The 16,570-nt window shown below is 70.0% G+C and carries 17 protein-coding genes and 1 tRNA gene; 8 read left to right on the top strand and 10 right to left on the bottom strand.

Going from position 1 to position 16,570, the window contains the following annotated elements; genetic code table 11:
• Nucleotides 1-5: 5 nt before the first annotated feature.
• Nucleotides 6-1,553, top strand: coding sequence for an iron ABC transporter permease (locus HUS56_RS12325; protein ID WP_173923697.1), 1,548 nt, complete (start codon nt 6-8; stop codon nt 1,551-1,553).
• On the top strand, nt 1,550-2,701 hold the full coding sequence (locus HUS56_RS12320; RefSeq protein ID WP_173923696.1) for an ABC transporter ATP-binding protein: 1,152 nt from the start codon (nt 1,550-1,552) through the stop codon (nt 2,699-2,701). Before HUS56_RS12325 ends, HUS56_RS12320 begins: the two co-directional genes overlap by 4 nt.
• Here HUS56_RS12320 and HUS56_RS12315 read toward each other — a convergent pair.
• The 4 genes from HUS56_RS12315 to folE are packed head-to-tail and all read right to left on the bottom strand — an operon-like array spanning nt 2,683 to nt 6,260.
• Nucleotides 2,683-3,396, bottom strand: a complete 714-nt coding sequence (locus HUS56_RS12315; RefSeq protein ID WP_173923695.1) for a pyrimidine reductase family protein — start codon at nt 3,394-3,396, stop codon at nt 2,683-2,685. The genes HUS56_RS12320 and HUS56_RS12315 overlap by 19 nt on opposite strands.
• Nucleotides 3,393-4,268 carry a dihydropteroate synthase gene (gene folP, locus HUS56_RS12310; protein ID WP_173923694.1) on the bottom strand — a complete coding sequence of 292 codons (876 nt, stop codon included), beginning with the start codon at nt 4,266-4,268 and terminating at the stop codon, nt 3,393-3,395. Before folP ends, HUS56_RS12315 begins: the two co-directional genes overlap by 4 nt.
• Nucleotides 4,269-4,324: 56 nt before the next feature.
• A complete protein-coding gene (locus HUS56_RS12305) occupies nt 4,325-5,599 on the bottom strand; it encodes an NAD(P)/FAD-dependent oxidoreductase (protein ID WP_254431423.1) in 1,275 nt (424 codons plus the stop codon).
• A 16-nt stretch (nt 5,600-5,615) separates the two neighbouring features.
• Nucleotides 5,616-6,260: a GTP cyclohydrolase I gene (folE, locus tag HUS56_RS12300; RefSeq protein ID WP_173923693.1), complete on the bottom strand. Its 645-nt coding sequence runs from the start codon at nt 6,258-6,260 to the stop codon at nt 5,616-5,618.
• Nucleotides 6,261-6,348: 88 nt separating this feature from the next.
• Between folE and HUS56_RS12295 the strand changes: the two genes are divergently transcribed.
• The 4 genes from HUS56_RS12295 (at nt 6,349) to HUS56_RS12280 (ending at nt 10,137) form a co-directional block, all read left to right on the top strand.
• Nucleotides 6,349-7,038 carry a metalloregulator ArsR/SmtB family transcription factor gene (locus HUS56_RS12295; protein ID WP_173923692.1) on the top strand — a complete coding sequence of 230 codons (690 nt, stop codon included), beginning with the start codon at nt 6,349-6,351 and terminating at the stop codon, nt 7,036-7,038.
• A gap of 123 nt (nt 7,039-7,161) precedes the next feature.
• Nucleotides 7,162-7,854, top strand: a complete 693-nt coding sequence (locus HUS56_RS12290) for a response regulator transcription factor (protein WP_173923691.1) — start codon at nt 7,162-7,164, stop codon at nt 7,852-7,854.
• Between the two features lie 31 nt (nt 7,855-7,885).
• Nucleotides 7,886-9,730: a cell wall metabolism sensor histidine kinase WalK gene (locus HUS56_RS12285; protein WP_173923690.1), complete on the top strand. Its 1,845-nt coding sequence runs from the start codon at nt 7,886-7,888 to the stop codon at nt 9,728-9,730.
• 116 nt (nt 9,731-9,846) lie between these two features.
• Nucleotides 9,847-10,137, top strand: a complete 291-nt coding sequence (locus HUS56_RS12280) for a WXG100 family type VII secretion target (protein WP_173923689.1) — start codon at nt 9,847-9,849, stop codon at nt 10,135-10,137.
• Between the two features lie 171 nt (nt 10,138-10,308).
• Here the strand turns inward: HUS56_RS12280 and groL are convergent, their stop codons facing one another.
• The 4 genes from groL to HUS56_RS12260 all read right to left on the bottom strand — a co-directional run bounded on the left by groL (nt 10,309) and on the right by HUS56_RS12260 (nt 13,418).
• Nucleotides 10,309-11,931 (bottom strand): chaperonin GroEL, encoded by a 1,623-nt coding sequence (gene groL, locus HUS56_RS12275; protein ID WP_173923688.1) that lies wholly within the window; start codon nt 11,929-11,931, stop codon nt 10,309-10,311.
• Between the two features lie 201 nt (nt 11,932-12,132).
• Nucleotides 12,133-12,336 (bottom strand): cold-shock protein, encoded by a 204-nt coding sequence (locus HUS56_RS12270; protein WP_173923687.1) that lies wholly within the window; start codon nt 12,334-12,336, stop codon nt 12,133-12,135.
• 207 nt (nt 12,337-12,543) lie between these two features.
• Nucleotides 12,544-13,089, bottom strand: a complete 546-nt coding sequence (locus HUS56_RS12265) for a LytR C-terminal domain-containing protein (protein WP_173923686.1) — start codon at nt 13,087-13,089, stop codon at nt 12,544-12,546.
• A 29-nt stretch (nt 13,090-13,118) separates the two neighbouring features.
• Complete coding sequence (locus HUS56_RS12260) at nt 13,119-13,418, bottom strand: DUF3263 domain-containing protein (RefSeq protein WP_173923685.1); 300 nt, start codon at nt 13,416-13,418, stop codon at nt 13,119-13,121.
• A 189-nt stretch (nt 13,419-13,607) separates the two neighbouring features.
• On the opposite strand from HUS56_RS12260, the gene msrB reads away from it, so the two are divergent.
• Complete coding sequence (gene msrB / locus HUS56_RS12255; RefSeq protein ID WP_173923684.1) at nt 13,608-14,009, top strand: peptide-methionine (R)-S-oxide reductase MsrB; 402 nt, start codon at nt 13,608-13,610, stop codon at nt 14,007-14,009.
• 10 nt (nt 14,010-14,019) lie between these two features.
• On the opposite strand, the gene HUS56_RS12250 is transcribed toward msrB, so the two are convergent.
• Both HUS56_RS12250 and HUS56_RS12245 read right to left on the bottom strand, forming a co-directional pair.
• Nucleotides 14,020-14,092: transfer RNA gene (locus tag HUS56_RS12250), tRNA-Thr, on the bottom strand.
• A 100-nt stretch (nt 14,093-14,192) separates the two neighbouring features.
• Complete coding sequence (locus HUS56_RS12245) at nt 14,193-15,128, bottom strand: thioredoxin domain-containing protein (protein WP_173923683.1); 936 nt, start codon at nt 15,126-15,128, stop codon at nt 14,193-14,195.
• A 288-nt stretch (nt 15,129-15,416) separates the two neighbouring features.
• Here HUS56_RS12245 and HUS56_RS12240 point away from each other — a divergent pair, with 288 nt between their 5' ends.
• On the top strand, nt 15,417-16,517 hold the full coding sequence (locus tag HUS56_RS12240) for an ABC transporter ATP-binding protein (protein WP_173923682.1): 1,101 nt from the start codon (nt 15,417-15,419) through the stop codon (nt 16,515-16,517).
• Nucleotides 16,518-16,570: the final 53 nt, after the last annotated feature.

Below are 16,570 nucleotides of genomic sequence, written 5' to 3'. Positions count from 1 at the left end.
GAAGGATGTCCCCGACGAGCCGAACGCGCCCGCCGCGCCTCCTGCTCGCCGCGGCCATCGTCGCGTGCGCGCTCGCGGCGATCCCCCTCGCCTACCTGCTGGTGCGCGTGGGCGCGGCGGGTCTCGACGAGGTCGTCGCCGTGCTCTCGCGGCCGCGAGTCCCCCTGCTCCTCGCCAACACCGTGCTGCTCGCGGCATCCGTCACCATCTCGACCATCGTGATCGGCGTGCCGAGCGCCTACGTGCTCGCGCGCACGAAGATCAGGGCGCTCGGGGTCTGGACCGTGCTGGCGGCGATGCCGCTCGCGGTGCCGTCGTACCTGGCCGCGTACGGCTGGTTGGCCGCGATGCCCTGGATGCGAGGATTCTGGGCGGCCTGGTTCGTCCTCACCATCGTCGCAGTCCCGTATGTCACGCTCTCGGTCGCCGCGGCGCTGCGCAGCAGCACCACCGGGCTCGACGATGTCGCGCGCACCCTCGGCCGCGGACCGCTGTCGGCGTTCCGCCTCGGGACCTGGCCGCAGATCCGGCCCGCCGTGCTGGCCGGCGCGCTGCTCGTCTGCCTCTACACGCTGAGCGACTTCGGGGGCGTGGCACTGTTCCGCTACCAGGTGCTGACCACCGCGATCCAGCAGGCGTACGGCGCGAGCTTCAACCGCGACTACGCGGCCATCCTTGCAACCGTGCTCGTGCTGCTCGCCGTCGCGGTCGTCGCGGTCGAGCGCCTCGCACGGGGTCGGGCCGCGCGCCAGTTCGGCGCGGTCGCCGGACCGGCGCGTCGGCGACGGCACGCGCTCGGCGCCTGGGCCGCACCCGCCGTCGTCCTGCTCGCGGCGCCGCCGATGCTGGCCGTCGGCGTCCCGGTCGCCGTGCTCGTCACGCGCCTCCTCGACGCCGAGACGCTTCGCGCGTTCGAGCTGCCCGAACTCGGGTCGGCCGTGCTCAACACCGTCGTGCTGTCGGCGGGCGGGGCCGTCGTCGCGATCGTGTTGGCGCTGCCGATCGGAGTGCTCGCGGCACGGCATCGCGGGCCCGCCTCGCGCTCGATCGAGACGATCGGCTACCTCGCGCTCGGGTTGCCCGGTATCGTCGTCGGACTCTCGCTGGTGTACTTCTCGCTCTCGGCGGTACCGGCCCTCTACCAGACAGCGCTCGTGCTGGCCTTCGCGTACGGCGTGCTGTTCATGCCGAAGGCCATCGGCGGCATCCGCAGCGCGACCACGCAGGTGGCGACCTCGCTCGAGGACGTCTCGCTCACGCTCGGCAACAGTCGCCTGCGCACCTGGTGGCTCGTGACCGCCCGGCTCGCCCGGCCCGGCATCGCGGCGGCGGCGCTGCTCGTGACGGTCACGGCGATGAAGGAACTGCCCGCGACCCTCCTGCTGCGGCCGACCGGCACCGACACCCTGGCCACCGAACTGTGGTCGCGAACCGACGTGTCGGCCTACGGGGCCGCGGCACCGTACGCGATCGCGCTCATCCTCGTCGCCGCGGTTCCGGCGTTCCTCCTCTCCCGGCCTCGCGCCGGCGAACTCGACCGGGTCGCCACGTGAGCCGGCTCGAGGTGCACGCGCTCACCGTCGGCTACGAGGACGCGGAGGACGTGCTGCACGCCGTCGACCTCGAGGTGCCCGACGGCGCGCTGCTCGCGATCGTCGGGCCGAGCGGATGTGGGAAGACGACCCTGCTGCGCACGATCGCCGGCCTCGTTCGCGCCCGCCACGGCGAGGTCCGCATCGGGCAGCGCATGGTGACCACGCACGGGATCCACCTCGCGCCCGAGAAGCGCCGCATCGGCTGGGTGCCCCAGGACGCGGCGCTGTTCCCCCACCTCTCGGTCGCCGAGAACATCGCATTCGGCCTCCCCTCGGCGCGGGGGTCGGCGAGGAACGCCCGGCGGGCGGCGAAGGCGGCGGAGGTGGGCCGCCTCCTCGACCTCATCGGCCTCTCCGCGTTCGGCGATCGGCTCCCCGCGCAGCTCTCGGGCGGCCAGGCGCAGCGCGTGGCGCTGGCACGCGCCCTCGCCTCCTCGCCCGACGTGGTGCTCCTCGACGAGCCGTTCGGAGCGCTCGACCCGATCCTGCGCGCCGAGCTGCGCGGCTCGGTGCGCGAGCTCCTCCGGGAAGCCGGCGTCACCGGCATCCTGGTCACGCATGATCAGGCCGAGGCGCTCTCAATCGCCGACCGTGTGGCGGTCATGCGAGACGGCCGGGTGCTGCAGCTCGACACGCCCGAGCAGGTGTATCAGCGGCCGTCGACCGCGTGGGTCGCCGGGTTCGTCGGCGACGCAGTGTTCCTCCCGGGCACGTGGCACGCCGGCGAGGTCGCCTGCGCCCTGGGCCGACTTCCCGCTGACTGGGTACCCGATGACGGGGCCACCGCCTCGGCCGCCGAGGCCGCCGTCGACGGGGCATCCGTGCAGGTGCTCATCCGACCGGAGGAGCTCGCCGTGACGCCGCTCGACCGCGACGCCGCCGACCGCGGCGCCGCTGACCGCGACGGGGATCGACGTCGCCCCGGCACCGGACTCGAGGCGATCGTCGCCGACGTCGACTACACCGGGCACGACGCGATGCTCGAACTGGTCTCGGGCGACCTGCGCCTGCAGGCTCGGGTGACCGCGGCGGGCCTGCTGCCGGCGGGCGCCCGCGTCGAGGTGCGGGCGACAGGTCGGGTCCTCGCCTACCGGTCCCTGGCGTAGCGCAACAGCAGCAGGTCGCCGGCGGGGATCGCGTGCACGAGGCGCATGCGGTGGGCCGCCTCGGGGGCGCCTCGTGCGATGCGCCCCGCGTCACCGGCCACGAGCACGGGGCTGAGGCTGAGACACAGCTCGTCGACGACGTCGGCCTCGATGAGCGACCCGAACAGGTGCGGGCCGCCCTCGCAGAGCACCTGTGGCAGGCCCGCGGCCGCGAGCGCGTCGACCATCGCCGCCGGGTCGACCTCGTCGTCGCCGCAGATCCGCACGTCGGCGACCTCGGCGAGGGCCTCGACCCGGTCGGCGGGCGCAGTGCCGTGGGTGATCAGGATCGGCGGCTCCAGGGCCTCGGTGAAGAACGGATGCGACGGGGCGAGGTCGAGCCGCGATGACACCACGGCGATGCGGGGCTGGGCGGCCATGCCGTTCGACTCGCGCCACGCGGCATCCGCTTCACCGACGCGAACGCCGCCGTAGCCCTCGACGCGCACCGTTCCGGCACCGACGAGCACGACGTCCGCGAGCGTGCGCAGCACCTGCATGGCGAGCCGGTCGTTCTCGTCGCCGAGTCCGCCGCTGCGACCATCGATCGTCACCGCGCCGTCGAGGCTCATCACGAAGTTCATGCGGACGCGGGGCGTCGCCCGGTCGCCGAGATCGTACGCCGCGAGGAGCTCGTCGCGGCTGACGGAGATCATCGGTTGTGCTCCAGGAAGACCGGTCGGCGCCATCCCTCGATCGCGGCGACCATGCGCATCGCGTCGACCGTTTCGCGAACGTTGTGCACGCGCACGAGGCGCGCCCCCTTGGTGACGCAGTACACGGCGGCCGCGATCGACCCCTCGACGCGCTCGTCGCGCCCTCGCCCGAGGCTCTCGCCGATGAAGTCCTTGTTCGACAGGGCGACGAGGGTGGGGAATCCGAGCTCGATGACCTCCCCCAGTCGACGGGTGAGCTCGAGCGAGTGGACGGTGTTCTTGTTGAGGTCGTGGCCGGGGTCCACGATGATGCGCTCGCTCGGCACGCCGAGCTCGATGGCCTGGTCGACCCGGCGCCGCAGGAGGTCGACGACCTCCCTCACGACGTCGGCGTCATACGACGGAGACGGCAACGGCGTGCGGGGCTTCGCGAGCGAGTGCGCGATGACGATCGTCGCATCGCTGTCGGCGACCACGCGCGCCAGGTCGGGGTCGTGCAACGCGGTGGTGTCGTTGATGACGTGGGCACCCGCGCGGATCGCGGCCCGGGCCACGGCGGGCTGGAAGGTGTCGACCGAGATCACCGTCTCGGCACCGCGGAGTGCGCGCACGACCGGCACCACTCGATCGATCTCGTCGTCGACGGCGAGCGCCGGTCCGGGAGCGAACTTCACTCCGCCGACGTCGACCATGTCGGCACCGTCGGCGACCGCCGCCCTGGCCGTGGCCACCGCGGCATCGAGCCCGAACGTCGCGCCACGGTCGTAGAACGAGTCGGGCGTGCGATTCACGATCGCCATCACGGCGACCTCGCGAGCGAAGTCGAACCGGCGGCCGCCGATCACGCGCACCATCGACCGGGCTGCTTCCATCCTCCTATCGTGCCCGGTCACGGACGTGACGGATGCCGCAGCGGCGCCGAGCACCGTCACGTCGTACGCGCCGGATCCGCTGCGTCGGCCAGCTCCGTGATCGGCACCTCGGGGTCGGCGAGCCGCTGCGGGTCGACGGGGCGCTCCGAGCGGATCAGCGCCTGGATGTCGTCGCTCACGTCCCAGATGTTCACATTCATGCCCGCGACGACGCGCCCGTCGTCGGCCTGCCAGAACGCGATGAACTCGCGCGTCGAGAGGTCGCCGCGCACGACGACCCGCGCGTCGGCCGTGAGTGGCGGGTACCCGGCGTACTCCATGCCGATGTCGTACTGGTCGGTGTAGAAGTAGGGAACGTCGTCGAAGACCGCGTCCTGGCCCGCGAGCACGCGTCCGGCGACGCGTCCGCCGTTCAGCGCATTGGCCCAGTGCTCGTTGCGAAGGTGGCGCCCGAGCACCGGGTGGAACGCGTTGGCGACGTCGCCCGCGGCGTAGATGTCTGCGACGCTCGTGCGCAGCGAGGCATCCGTCACGATGCCGTTGTCGATCTCGAGCCCGGCTGCCTCGGCCAACGCGGTGTTCGGTGCGGCGCCGATGCCCACGACGACGACGTCGGCGGGGAGCGTCTCATCCTCGCTCACGACGCCGGTCACGCGCCCGTCGCGCACCTCGAAGGAGGAGACCCCGGCCGGCAGTCGGAACCGAACGCCCCGTTCGCGGTGGGCCGCGCCGAACACGTCGCCCAGCTGCGCACCGAGCACCGTCTCGAGCGGCACCTGCTCGAGGCCCAGCACCGTCACCTCGTTGCCATACCCACGTGCTGCGGCGGCGACCTCGAGTCCGATCCAGCCGGAGCCGACGATGACGACCCGCTTGGTGCCGTCGGCGATCTGGTCGTGCAGGCGCTCGCTGTCCTCCAGCGTGCGCAGGTAGAGGACGCCCTCGGCATCCGCACCCGGGATGCGGAGGCGTCGCGAACTCGCGCCGGTTGCGAGCAGCAATCGATCCCAGTGGACGGTTTCGCCGGAATCGAGTTCGGCCGTGTGCGCCGCCGGATCGATGGTGGTGGCGCGGACGCCTTGGGACACGACGATGCCGTGCTCGTCGTACCAGCGCGGCTCGTGCACGAAGACGCTCTCGCGGCCGGCGCTTCGGTTGAGGTACTCCTTCGAGAGGGGCGGCCGGATGTAGGGACTGTGCGCCTCGCCGGCCACGATGCGCACCGAGCCGGTGAACCCGGCCTCGCGAAGATGCTCGGCGGCCTTCGCGCCCGCCAGGCCTCCCCCGATGATCACCACGCGCTCGTCGCGCCCCTGCTCTGCGGCACCCACGGCTCCTCCTTCGTTGTCAGGCTCCCCGTCGGGAAGCACCCGCACCGGTGACGCCGGTGCGATCCAAGAACTCGCGACGCGCCTCGGGGTCGTCGCGAAGCTCACCGCGCAGGGCGGTGGTCACCGTTCGGGACCCCGATGCCCGGACACCGCGCAGCGACATGCACAGATGCTCGGCCTCCAGCACCACGCCGACGCCCCGCGGCGCCAGCCGATCGTCGAGCCAGTCGGCGACCTGGGTGGTCAGCCGCTCCTGCACCTGCAGGTCGCGCGCGAAGTAGTCGAGCGCTCGGGCCAGCTTGGACAGGCCGACGATGCGGTCGCCGGGCAGGTACCCGATGTGGGCCACCCCGCGGAACGGCAGCAGGTGGTGGGCGCACAAGGAGTGGAACGGGATGTCGCTGACGAGCACCAGGCCGTCGGATTCGCACTCGTCGGGGAACGTCGTGAGTGAGAACTCGCCTGGCGTAAGCATCTCGATGAAGCTCTCGGCGACGCGGCGTGGGGTGTCGGACAGATGGGGCGCGGTGACGTCTCGACCGAGGGCCCCGAGCAGCTCGGCGACCGCCGCCTCGACGCGTTCGAGCACGATGCCGTCGCTCCCGCCGATGGCGTGCAGGGCGGCACCGGTCGGTTTCACGACGTGCTCTGCCATGGTCATGAGCGGTCCTCCGTGTTCCTTAGTCCTGAGGCTAGATCGCACTCGTTCTTATGTCAAGGAATCTTGATTTTAGAAGTACACTGAACTCATGGACGAAGTCGAGGAAGTCCGTCCGCCTGACTCGGCGGGCGGCCCGCAGCAGGCCACGCTGTCCCGTCTGCTCGCCCTCGGAGACCCCGTGCGGCGCCGGGTGTACGACGTCGTGGCCCGCGGCACGGAGCCGATGAGCCGCGATGCCGTCGCCGCCGAGTGCGACCTGTCGCGCAGCACCGCCGCCTTCCACCTCGAGCGCCTCGCCACCGACGGACTGCTCGTCACGGAGTCGCGACGCCTGAGCGGACGCACCGGCCCCGGTGCCGGACGACCCGCGAAGCTCTATCGCCGCGCCGACGACGAGTTCGCCGTCTCGGTGCCCGACCGGCAGTACCGTCTGGCGGGCGAGGTGCTCGCCACCGCGATCGAGGAGTCGCACGAGACCGGCGAACCCGCTCGTGAGGCGGTTCGCCGGGTGGCGGGGCAGACCGGTGAGCGCCTCGGCCGCGAGTCGCCGAGCCTTGCAAGGGCGCTCGAGGTCCAGGGGTACGAGCCGCGGGCCGACGGCACCGACGTGATCATGGGCAACTGCCCGTTCCATCGGCTCGCGGCGGAGCATCCGTCCCTCGTCTGCGAGCTGAACGTCGAGCTCGTCCGGGGTGCGGCGCGTGGGTCGGGCGAGGCATGCCGGGTCGACCTCGACCCCGGAGCGGGCGGATGCTGCATCCGGATCTCGAGCGACTGACGGGCTCGCGGCATCCGTCCTCGCTCGGGGCACGGGCGGCGCACCGCTCGCACTGAGCCGTCGCCCATCGACAGGCCGACGTATTCACAGGCGGGTTCCAGCGAACGCGCAGATACTTGGCCCATGAGTGACGGACCCCGCATTCTCATCGTCGACGACGAGCCCAACATTCGCGATCTCCTCACGACGAGCCTTCGCTTCGCGGGGTTCGCCGTACGCGCCGTCGGCAACGGCGCCCAGACCATCTCGGCCGTGCTCGAAGAGGAGCCCGACCTCATCATCCTCGACGTGATGCTGCCCGACATGAACGGATTCGGTGTGACCAAGCGCCTCCGGTCGGCCGGGTACACCGCGCCCATCCTGTTCCTCACCGCGAAGGACGACACGGAGGACAAGATCACCGGCCTCACGGTGGGCGGCGATGACTACGTCACCAAGCCGTTCAGCCTCGACGAGATCGTCGCGCGCATCAAGGCGATCCTGCGTCGCACGATGCACGCCGAGGAGGACGCCGTCATCCGTACCGGCGAGCTCACCATGGACCAGGACACCCATGAGGTGCTCGTGGGTGAGGTGCCGGTCGAACTCTCCCCCACCGAGTTCAAGCTGCTCCGCTACCTCATGCTGAACCCCAATCGGGTGCTGTCGAAGGCGCAGATCCTCGACCACGTCTGGGAGTACGACTTCAACGGCGACGCCGGCATCGTCGAGAGTTACATCTCGTACCTGCGACGAAAGCTCGACCAGCACTCGACCGAGCCGCTGATCCAGACCAAGCGAGGATTCGGGTACATGCTGAAGTCCTCCAAGCCCTGACTCAGGCAGCGCCGCCTAGACTCGGCTCGCGATGCATCAGACGATCTCCGAGCGGTGGAACCGCATCTCGCTGCGCACCAAGATCACGGGTGTGACGGTACTGATGCTGACCCTCGGCCTGCTCGTCTCGGGCATCGGCACGGCCGCGATGCTGCGATCGTACGTCGAGGACCAGATGGCGTCGAAGCTCGACACCATCGCCGGTGGAGATCTCACGAAGTACTTCGAGGACGACGGTCATGAGCCCGACGCGAAGACCGACCTCGGCGACCTCGGCTTCGCCTCGTCCGACGAGGTGTTCGTCGCCGTCTACGATCGGGCGACCGGACGCCTGACCGGGCACAACTGGGTCGGGCGCGACCGCGATTCCGTCCCGATCGTGCCGCAGAGGGTGACGCTCGACGACGTGATGTGGACGAATGCGCCGAGCAACGGCGGGTACACCGTCTATCCGCTCGACGACCGGAGCGGCCAGGCCTCGTTCCGTGCGGTCAGCGCCCTCATCCAGGCCGACCAGCAGGGCAACTACGCACCGATCATCATCGCGATCTCGTCGAAGGACACCGAGCGGCTGCTCGCGGTCTACCTCACGATCTTCCTCGGGTTCGGCCTCGGCGTCGTTCTCGTCGGTGCGCTGCTCACGCGCATGCTCGTGACCAGCACGTTCACCCCGCTGCGCGAGGTGGAGCGAACTGCGGCCGCCATCGCCGACGGCGACTTCGGGCAGCGCCTCGGCGGCGCCACGCCGAACACCGAGGTCGGCCGCCTCAACCGCTCGCTCAACACGATGCTCAACCGGATCGATCGGGCGTTCCGCGACCGCGCGCGCACGATCGAGCAGATGCGCCGCTTCGTCGGCGACGCCTCCCACGAGTTGCGCACGCCGCTCGTCTCGGTGCGCGGCTACGCCGAGCTGTATCGCATGGGTGCCCTGCAGACGCCCGACGAGGTCGCGCAGGCGATGGAACGCATCGAGAAGGAGGCCATCCGCATGGGCGGCCTCGTGGAGGACCTGCTCGCGCTCGCCCGACTCGACGAGGCGAAGCCGTTGGAACTCACCGAGGTCGACCTCGTTCCGCTCGCCCGCGACGCGGCACTCGACGCTCGCGCTGCGCACCCGGGCCGTACCGTCACCGTGATCGCCCCTGAAGACCTCGGAGATGCGGAGGCCGCGATCACGGCGCCCGTCGAACTGGAGGTCGAACTCGAACCCGAGCGTCCCCTGACGGGCGCGATGTCGTTCGCCGGTGCCACGCTCGCGCGGATGCGCGGACGCCGGCCGCGTGGGGAGGCGGCGGTGTCGGGCGGCGGGCGACGCGGCGCGAATCAGCGCGGCGCGGCATCCGGATCGAAACGGGCACAGACGGCCAAAGCGACGAAGACGCGGGTCGCGGCGGCCGAGGTGTCGTCGGAACCGGTCGCGAGCGAGCCGGTCGGCGACGTCCCGGCCACCCGAGCGACGGTGACGGCGCCCGTGCGGCGCGCCGTCGTGCTCGCCGAAGAGAACAAGATCCGGCAGGTGATCACCAACCTGATGGCGAACGCCATTCGATTCACCTCCGAGGGCAGCCCCATCGAGATCCGCGTCTCGATCGACGACGTCGCCGAGCGCGCGATGATCGAGGTGATCGACCACGGTGAGGGAATCGCGCCGCAGATCCGCGAGAAGATCTTCCAGCGCTTCTGGCGCGCCGACACCTCCCGCACCCGCGAGACCGGCGGGTCGGGCCTCGGCCTCGCGATCGTGTCGTCGATCGTCGCGGCGCACAACGGCACCGTCGACGTGGTCGAGACGCCCGGCGGTGGCGCCACCGTTCGCGTCTCGCTGCCGCTGGCCGGCTCCTCGGCCGCACCGCAGCCGGTCGCCGGCGCCTGACCGCTCCTCCCCAGCCCACCGTCGGAGGATGCCGGCCAAGCGTCGGTGATCCCGTGCCGGGGAAGCGCCGGCCCACTCCTAACGTGGGGACTCCACGATCCGAGGAGGGAACCCGCATGACCACCTACCACGTCGACGCCGCCCAGGTGTCCGCCGCCACTCAGTCGGTGCAGGGCACGATCGGGCGCATCCAATCCGAGGTGTCCTCGCTCCTCGGCCAGCTCACCGGCCTGCAGTCGTCGTGGTCGGGGCAGGCGGCGACCGCGTTCCAGGGGGCGGTCGCAGACTGGCGCACGACGCAGCTGCACGTCGAGCAGAGCCTCGCCGGCCTGAGCCGTGCGCTCGGGATCGCCGCGACGCAGTACGCCGAGGCCGAGCAGGCCAACGCACGGCTGTTCCTGCGGTAGGCGCTCTGGGATTCCGCGGCGCCATGCTCGAGCCGGAATCAGGCCGACGGCATCGGATCAGGACGATTCGGCGCCGTCGGTCCTGATTTCTCGGCAACGAACGCCCCCAGGGCGGAAACGGCGAAGGGCGCCCCCATTGCGGGGACGCCCTTCGCGCGTGTCGTGTGCGGACTAGAAGTCCATGCCACCGCCCATGTCGGCGCCGGCCGGAGCCGGGTTCTTCTCGGGCTTGTCGGCGACGACGGCCTCGGTGGTGAGGAAGAGGCCGGCGATCGACGCGGCGTTCTGCAGCGCCGAACGCGTCACCTTGGCGGGGTCGATGATGCCCTGGGCGACGAGGTCGCCGTACTCGCCGGTCGCGGCGTTGAGGCCGTGGCTGGCGGGCAGGTCGGCGACCTTGGCCGCGACGACGCCCGGCTCGAGACCCGCGTTGAGGGCGATCTGCTTGAGCGGAGCCTCGATGGCGACCTTCACGATGTTGGCACCGGTCGCCTCGTCGCCCTCGAGCGAGAGGTTGCCGAACGCCTTCTGGCCGGCCTGGATCAGGGCCACGCCACCACCGGCGACGATACCCTCCTCGACGGCGGCCTTCGCGTTGCGGACCGCGTCCTCGATGCGGTGCTTGCGCTCCTTGAGCTCGACCTCGGTGGCCGCACCCGCCTTGATGACGGCCACGCCGCCGGCGAGCTTGGCGAGGCGCTCCTGGAGCTTCTCGCGGTCGTAGTCGGAGTCGGTGTTCTCGATCTCGGCACGGATCTGCGCGACGCGACCGGCGATCTGCTCGGGGTCGCCCGCACCCTCGACGATGGTCGTCTCGTCCTTGGTGATGACGACCTTGCGAGCCTGGCCGAGCAGGTCGAGGGTGACGTTCTCGAGCTTGAGACCGACCTCCTCGGAGATGACCTGGCCGCCCGTGAGGATCGCGATGTCCTGCAGCTGGGCCTTGCGGCGGTCGCCGAAGCCGGGAGCCTTGACGGCGACCGACTTGAAGATGCCGCGGATCTTGTTCACGATCAGCGTCGCGAGCGCCTCGCCGTCGACGTCTTCGGCGATGATGAGCAGCTGCTTTCCAGTCTGGATCACCTTGTCGACGATGGGCAGCAGGTCCTTGATGTTCGAGACCTTGCTGTTGACGATCAGGATGTACGGGTCTTCGAAGACCGCCTCCTGACGCTCGGGGTCGGTCACGAAGTAGGCCGACAGGTAGCCCTTGTCGAAGCGCATGCCCTCGGTGAGCTCGAGCTCGGTGCCGAAGGTGTTCGACTCCTCGACCGTGACGACGCCTTCCTTGCCGACCTTGTCGATCGCCTCGGCGATGATCGCGCCGATCTGCTCGTCGGCGGCGGAGATCGATGCGGTCGCGGCGATCTCCTCCTTGGTCTCGATCTCCTTGGCGGCGGTCAGCAGCTCAGCCGAGACGGCCTCGACGGCCTTCTCGATACCGCGCTTCAGCGAGATGGGGTCGGCACCGGCGGCGACGTTGCGGAGGCCCTCGCGCACGAGCGCCTGGGCGAGCACGACGGACGTGGTGGTGCCGTCACCCGCGACGTCGTCGGTCTTCTTCGCGACCTCCTTGACGAGCTCGGCACCGATCTTCTCGTACGGGTCGTCGAGCTCGATCTCCTTGGCGATCGACACACCGTCGTTCGTGATCGTGGGCGCGCCCCACTTCTTCTCGAGCACGACGTTGCGCCCGCGCGGGCCAAGCGTCACCTTCACCGCGTCGGCGAGCGTGTTGAGACCGCGCTCGAGACCGCGGCGGGCCTCCTCATCGAAAGCAATGATCTTTGCCATGTGTTTCTCTCGTCCTTTCCCGGACGTCTTCAAAGTATCGTTGAATTAGCACTCAAAACGCGTGAGTGCTAATACGATTCTGGCACTCGACCGTCACGAGTGCAAGTGAGCGGGATGCCGCAGGCTCACCCCATCGGCGAACGGCTGGGTGACGCACGAACGCGCCGCCGGCGAGCCGGCGACGCGTTCCCGAATTGCTGCCTAGGCGGGCCGAACGGCCTCGGCCTGCGGGCCCTTGGCGCCCGCGCCGACCTCGAAGACGACCTGCTGGCCTTCTTCGAGCACCTTGTATCCCGCCATGTCGATCGCGGAGTAGTGGACGAAGACGTCCTGGCCTCCGCCATCGACGGTGATGAACCCATAACCCTTTTCAGCGTTGAACCACTTGACGGTCCCGTTCGCCATTCGTTTGCTCCCATGTTGCCGTGTGTCGTTCAGCACGTGCCTGTCGCCTGTACCGGGCCCCTCGTATCGTGCTGACAGGGCACCGATGCGGGTACCCGACCGTTCACACGGGAGAGAGCGACCACCTCCAGATCCTAACGACGTGGGGAATCGGCACAAGAGGTCACGCGCGGACGAATGTCGCGGAATGGCAACGATTCGACGCGATCAGCCGCCCGTGGCCTCGGCGTAGTCGGATCCGAGCACCAGCACGAGCGGGGTGCCGATCTCGGCGAACTCCTCGGACAGCCGCACGTCCGCCACGGGCAGGACCTGGGCGACGCCCCGCGCTGCCCCCTCGAGGTCTGGCGTCGCGTAGTACACGACGGTCTCCGTGACGTCGTCTGCACTCGCGTTCGCGGTCGTGCCGACGGGGATGCCGTTCGCCGTCAGCATCTCGCCGGTGCTGGCCGCGAGGCCGGTCGTGGTCGTTCCATTGAGCACGGTGACCGGGATATCGGGAGCGATCGTCGGGGGCGCGGTCGCGACCGCCGTCTCGGACGGCGTCGGGGTGGTGGGTTCGGCGAAGTCCAGTCGATCGTTGAGGAGCATGACACCGCCGATGCCGACCGCGATGAGCACGATCGTCGCCAGGGCGGCCCACCCGAAGGCGATCCAACCGGCGCCACGGCGGGCCGGGGCACGGTGCGCACCCACTCGCTCGATGCCATGCGGGATGGAGTCGAAACGATCGCGAGGGAACTTCTGCGCCATGGAATCCAGTCGTCGGGTCGGGGCCGCGTTCAGTCCAGCGCACGGCCGATCGAGAGCGAGCGGCGCCGCCGCGTCGCCGCGCGCGCCTCCCGCATGCGCTGCAGTCGCTTGACCAGCATGGGGTCGTGCCGGAGCGCCGCAGGCGAGTCGATGAGGTCACCGAGGATCCGATAGTACCGGGCGGCGGAGATGCCGAACTCCTCCCGAATCGCCTCGGCCTTCACGCCGGGGTGCTGCCACGCCCGCGCCTCGAAGGCGAGGACCCGTACGGCCCGCTCGTCGAGCGGCGCGTCGCGATCGCCCGGTGAGGGAAGTCGCTCTGCGCCCATGCCGCCTCCCGTCACGCTGGTCGTCGCCGCCTGCAGCACATCCTAGGGACAGGTGCATGCGCGTCCGTCGAGCGGCGGCGGCGTGTACCGGAGGGACCCCGCAGTCGCGGCATCCGTCACGTGTCGTCTCATTCAGCTGGACCTGCGAGGATGAACATCGGACCATACGGCCGATCGGAGGGAACGCCAATGGAGTATCGCGTCACGAAGAGCGACGAGCAGTGGCGCGCCGAACTCGGCGTCGAGCGGTACGCCGTGCTGCGAGAAGCGGCGACGGAACGCCCGTGGACCGGCGAGCTGCTCGACGAGGAGCGCGCCGGCGTCTACACGTGCGCGGCGTGCGGAGCCGAGCTCTTCAAGAGCGGCACGAAGTTCGATTCGGGCTGCGGCTGGCCGAGCTTCTACGAGTCGGTGCGACCCGAAGCCGTGGAGCTGCTCGAGGACACATCGCTCGGCATGGTGCGCACCGAGGTGCGCTGCGCGAACTGCGGCTCGCACCTGGGGCATGTCTTCCCCGACGGCTTCGGCACGCCGACCGGCGACCGGTACTGCATGAACTCCATCTCGCTGGAGTTCACCCCCGAGGCCTGATCGATCGAAGAGCCGGCTGCGGGACTCGAACCCGCAACCACCGCTTTACAAGAGCGGTGCGCTACCAATTGCGCCAAGCCGGCGAGGGCGGATGCCTCTCCGACATCCTACCGACAGCACGAAGGCCCGGGCGTCGGCCCGGGCCTCCTGCGCTGTCGCGGACGCCGTCGAAGCCCGCGCGACCTACTGCGGCGCCGGCGTCGGGGTGGGGGTCGGGGTCGGGGTCGCCTCGGAATCGTTGAACGTCGCGCTCGTCGCCTGCACCACGAAGGACTGGAACTCGGCCGGGTCCTGGAGGTTGCCGGTGAACTGCTGCCCGTTGACGAGCACGGTCGGAGTGCCGGTGATCGCCGGCAGATCGGAGTTCGGCACCGGACCGCTCAGCGCGCGATTCGTGGCCTCCTGCACCCACGAGTGGAACTGCTTGTCGTCGATGCACTGCTCGATCGTCGAGAGGTCGCTCGCACCGGCCTGCTCTGCGAGGGCCTTGATCTCGTCGTTCGTGAGACCAGCCGTACCCTCCTGCGGCTGGTTCTCGAACAGGAGCGCGTTGAAGTCGAAGAACGAGTCGGGCGACGAATCGGCCACGCACGCGGCCGCGTTCGCGGCCCGCAGCGAGTACTGCGTGCCGTTGGACTTGTTCGTCAGGATCGCGATCGGGTGCACCTCGAGCGTCGCCGCGCCCTCCTCCACCATCGTGCGGATGGAGTCGGAGTTGGTCGCCTCGAACTGCCCGCAGAAGGGGCACAGGTAGTCGACGTAGACGACGATGTTCGCCACCGTTCCGCTGTCGTCGGGTTCGGTCGGCGTCGGGCTGCCTCCGGCAGGCACCGCGGGCGTCTCCACGGCCACGATGCCGTCGTCGCCGGCGGTGAGGAGGATGCCGTCGCTCGCCATGTTGCTCGGCCCGGGACCGGCCGGACGAACGCTCTGGAAGATCAGCGTGCCGATGAGCGCCGCGATCGCGAGCACGACGACGATGATGCCGCCCTGGATGAGGAACTTGTTCCGTCGCTCGCGCTTGCGCTGCTCCTCGCGGAGGATTCGGGCCTTCTCCCTTGCCGCCTCCCTGCGTTCGTTGCGGGTCGGGCGTGGCTGATTGGATCCGCCGTAGGTCATCGAGGGTCACTCCGGGTCGCTGTGTGGGCGCGCGCGTATGCACACGAACGCACTCACGATAGTAGGAATCATGACTGGGAATCACCCAAACGGATGCCGCACGCGCGCCGCACGTGGGATGTACAGGTCGTACGTCCGACGTACACGCCGCCGCCGGAGCATCCGGCCGTGTGGTCCGAGCGCCGGCGGGCGCATGCGATACTGAGCGTGGCGTCGAGGGCGACGCCGCTCATCCATTCACGACGGATCGTCCGGCACGTACCTGCCGGTGAAGGAGACGACAGAACCATGGCAACCGCCACGTTCGACAAGGCCTCCCGCCTCTATCCGGGTGCCACCCGCCCCGCGGTCGACAAGCTCGACCTCGACATCGCAGACGGCGAGTTCCTCGTCCTCGTCGGCCCCTCGGGCTGCGGCAAGTCGACGTCGCTTCGCATGCTCGCCGGTCTCGAAGAGGTGAACGAGGGCAACATCTTCATCGGCGACCGCAACGTCACCGACGTGCCGCCGAAAGACCGCGACATCGCCATGGTCTTCCAGAACTACGCGCTCTACCCGCATATGACCGTCGCCGAGAACATGGGCTTCGCGCTCAAGATCGCGGGCGTCAACAAGGAGGAGCGGGCCGCACGCGTGCTCGAGGCCGCGAAGCTGCTCGACCTCGAGCCGTACCTCAGCCGCAAGCCGAAGGCGCTCTCGGGCGGGCAGCGCCAGCGCGTCGCCATGGGTCGCGCGATCGTGCGCCAGCCGCAGGTGTTCCTCATGGACGAGCCGCTGTCGAACCTCGACGCGAAGCTCCGCGTGCAGACGCGCACGCAGATCGCGTCGCTGCAGCGTCGCCTCGGCGTCACCACCGTGTACGTGACCCATGACCAGACCGAAGCGCTCACCATGGGCGACCGCATCGCGGTGCTGAAGGACGGTGTCCTGCAGCAGGTCGGCACGCCGCGCGACCTCTACGAGAAGCCGCAGAACGTGTTCGTCGCGGGCTTCATCGGCTCGCCGGCGATGAACCTGTTCCACGCCGACCTCGTCGAGGACGGCGTGAAGTTCGGCACGGCCACCGTTCCGGTCGACCGCGAAACGCTCGCTGAGTCGTCGGCCCGGGTGGCGACCATCGGCGTGCGGCCCGAGGACATCACGGTCTCCCCCCACGAGGGCGAGGGCCTCGCGGTCGATGTCGACCTCGTCGAGGAGCTCGGCGCCGACGGCTACCTCTACGGCCACTCCGTCGTCGAGGGCAAGCGCACCGACATCGTCGCGCGGGTCGACGGCCGCTCGCACCCGAACGCCGGCGAGAAGGTGTACCTCACGGCCACGCCGAACCACGTGCACCTCTTCGACGCGGACACGGGCGAGCGCCTCGGCAACAAGGCCGTCGTCAGCTGAGTGACGTGTCGTGTGATGCCGGTCGGGTCCGGGGCCCGGCCGGCATCGCCGCG

The sequence above is a fragment of the Agromyces sp. Marseille-P2726 genome (assembly GCF_902809835.1).
Taxonomy (GTDB): Bacteria; Actinomycetota; Actinomycetes; order Actinomycetales; family Microbacteriaceae; genus Agromyces.
This window is presented reverse-complemented; position numbering and strand designations above follow the sequence as displayed.

Bases quoted from the DNA above. Each gene is read 5' to 3' on its own strand.
- HUS56_RS12325 (WP_173923697.1), top strand. From the start codon at position 6: ATGTCCCCGACGAGCCGAACGCGCCCGCCGCGCCTCCTGCTCGCCGCG.
- HUS56_RS12315 (WP_173923695.1), bottom strand. From the start codon at position 3,396: ATGATCTCCGTCAGCCGCGACGAGCTCCTCGCGGCGTACGATCTCGGC.
- folP (WP_173923694.1), bottom strand. From the start codon at position 4,268: ATGGAAGCAGCCCGGTCGATGGTGCGCGTGATCGGCGGCCGCCGGTTC.
- folE (WP_173923693.1), bottom strand. From the start codon at position 6,260: ATGACCATGGCAGAGCACGTCGTGAAACCGACCGGTGCCGCCCTGCAC.
- HUS56_RS12295 (WP_173923692.1), top strand. From the start codon at position 6,349: ATGGACGAAGTCGAGGAAGTCCGTCCGCCTGACTCGGCGGGCGGCCCG.
- HUS56_RS12290 (WP_173923691.1), top strand. From the start codon at position 7,162: ATGAGTGACGGACCCCGCATTCTCATCGTCGACGACGAGCCCAACATT.
- HUS56_RS12285 (WP_173923690.1), top strand. From the start codon at position 7,886: ATGCATCAGACGATCTCCGAGCGGTGGAACCGCATCTCGCTGCGCACC.
- HUS56_RS12280 (WP_173923689.1), top strand. From the start codon at position 9,847: ATGACCACCTACCACGTCGACGCCGCCCAGGTGTCCGCCGCCACTCAG.
- groL (WP_173923688.1), bottom strand. From the start codon at position 11,931: ATGGCAAAGATCATTGCTTTCGATGAGGAGGCCCGCCGCGGTCTCGAG.
- HUS56_RS12270 (WP_173923687.1), bottom strand. From the start codon at position 12,336: ATGGCGAACGGGACCGTCAAGTGGTTCAACGCTGAAAAGGGTTATGGG.
- HUS56_RS12265 (WP_173923686.1), bottom strand. From the start codon at position 13,089: ATGGCGCAGAAGTTCCCTCGCGATCGTTTCGACTCCATCCCGCATGGC.
- HUS56_RS12260 (WP_173923685.1), bottom strand. From the start codon at position 13,418: ATGGGCGCAGAGCGACTTCCCTCACCGGGCGATCGCGACGCGCCGCTC.
- msrB (WP_173923684.1), top strand. From the start codon at position 13,608: ATGGAGTATCGCGTCACGAAGAGCGACGAGCAGTGGCGCGCCGAACTC.
- HUS56_RS12245 (WP_173923683.1), bottom strand. From the start codon at position 15,128: ATGACCTACGGCGGATCCAATCAGCCACGCCCGACCCGCAACGAACGC.
- HUS56_RS12240 (WP_173923682.1), top strand. From the start codon at position 15,417: ATGGCAACCGCCACGTTCGACAAGGCCTCCCGCCTCTATCCGGGTGCC.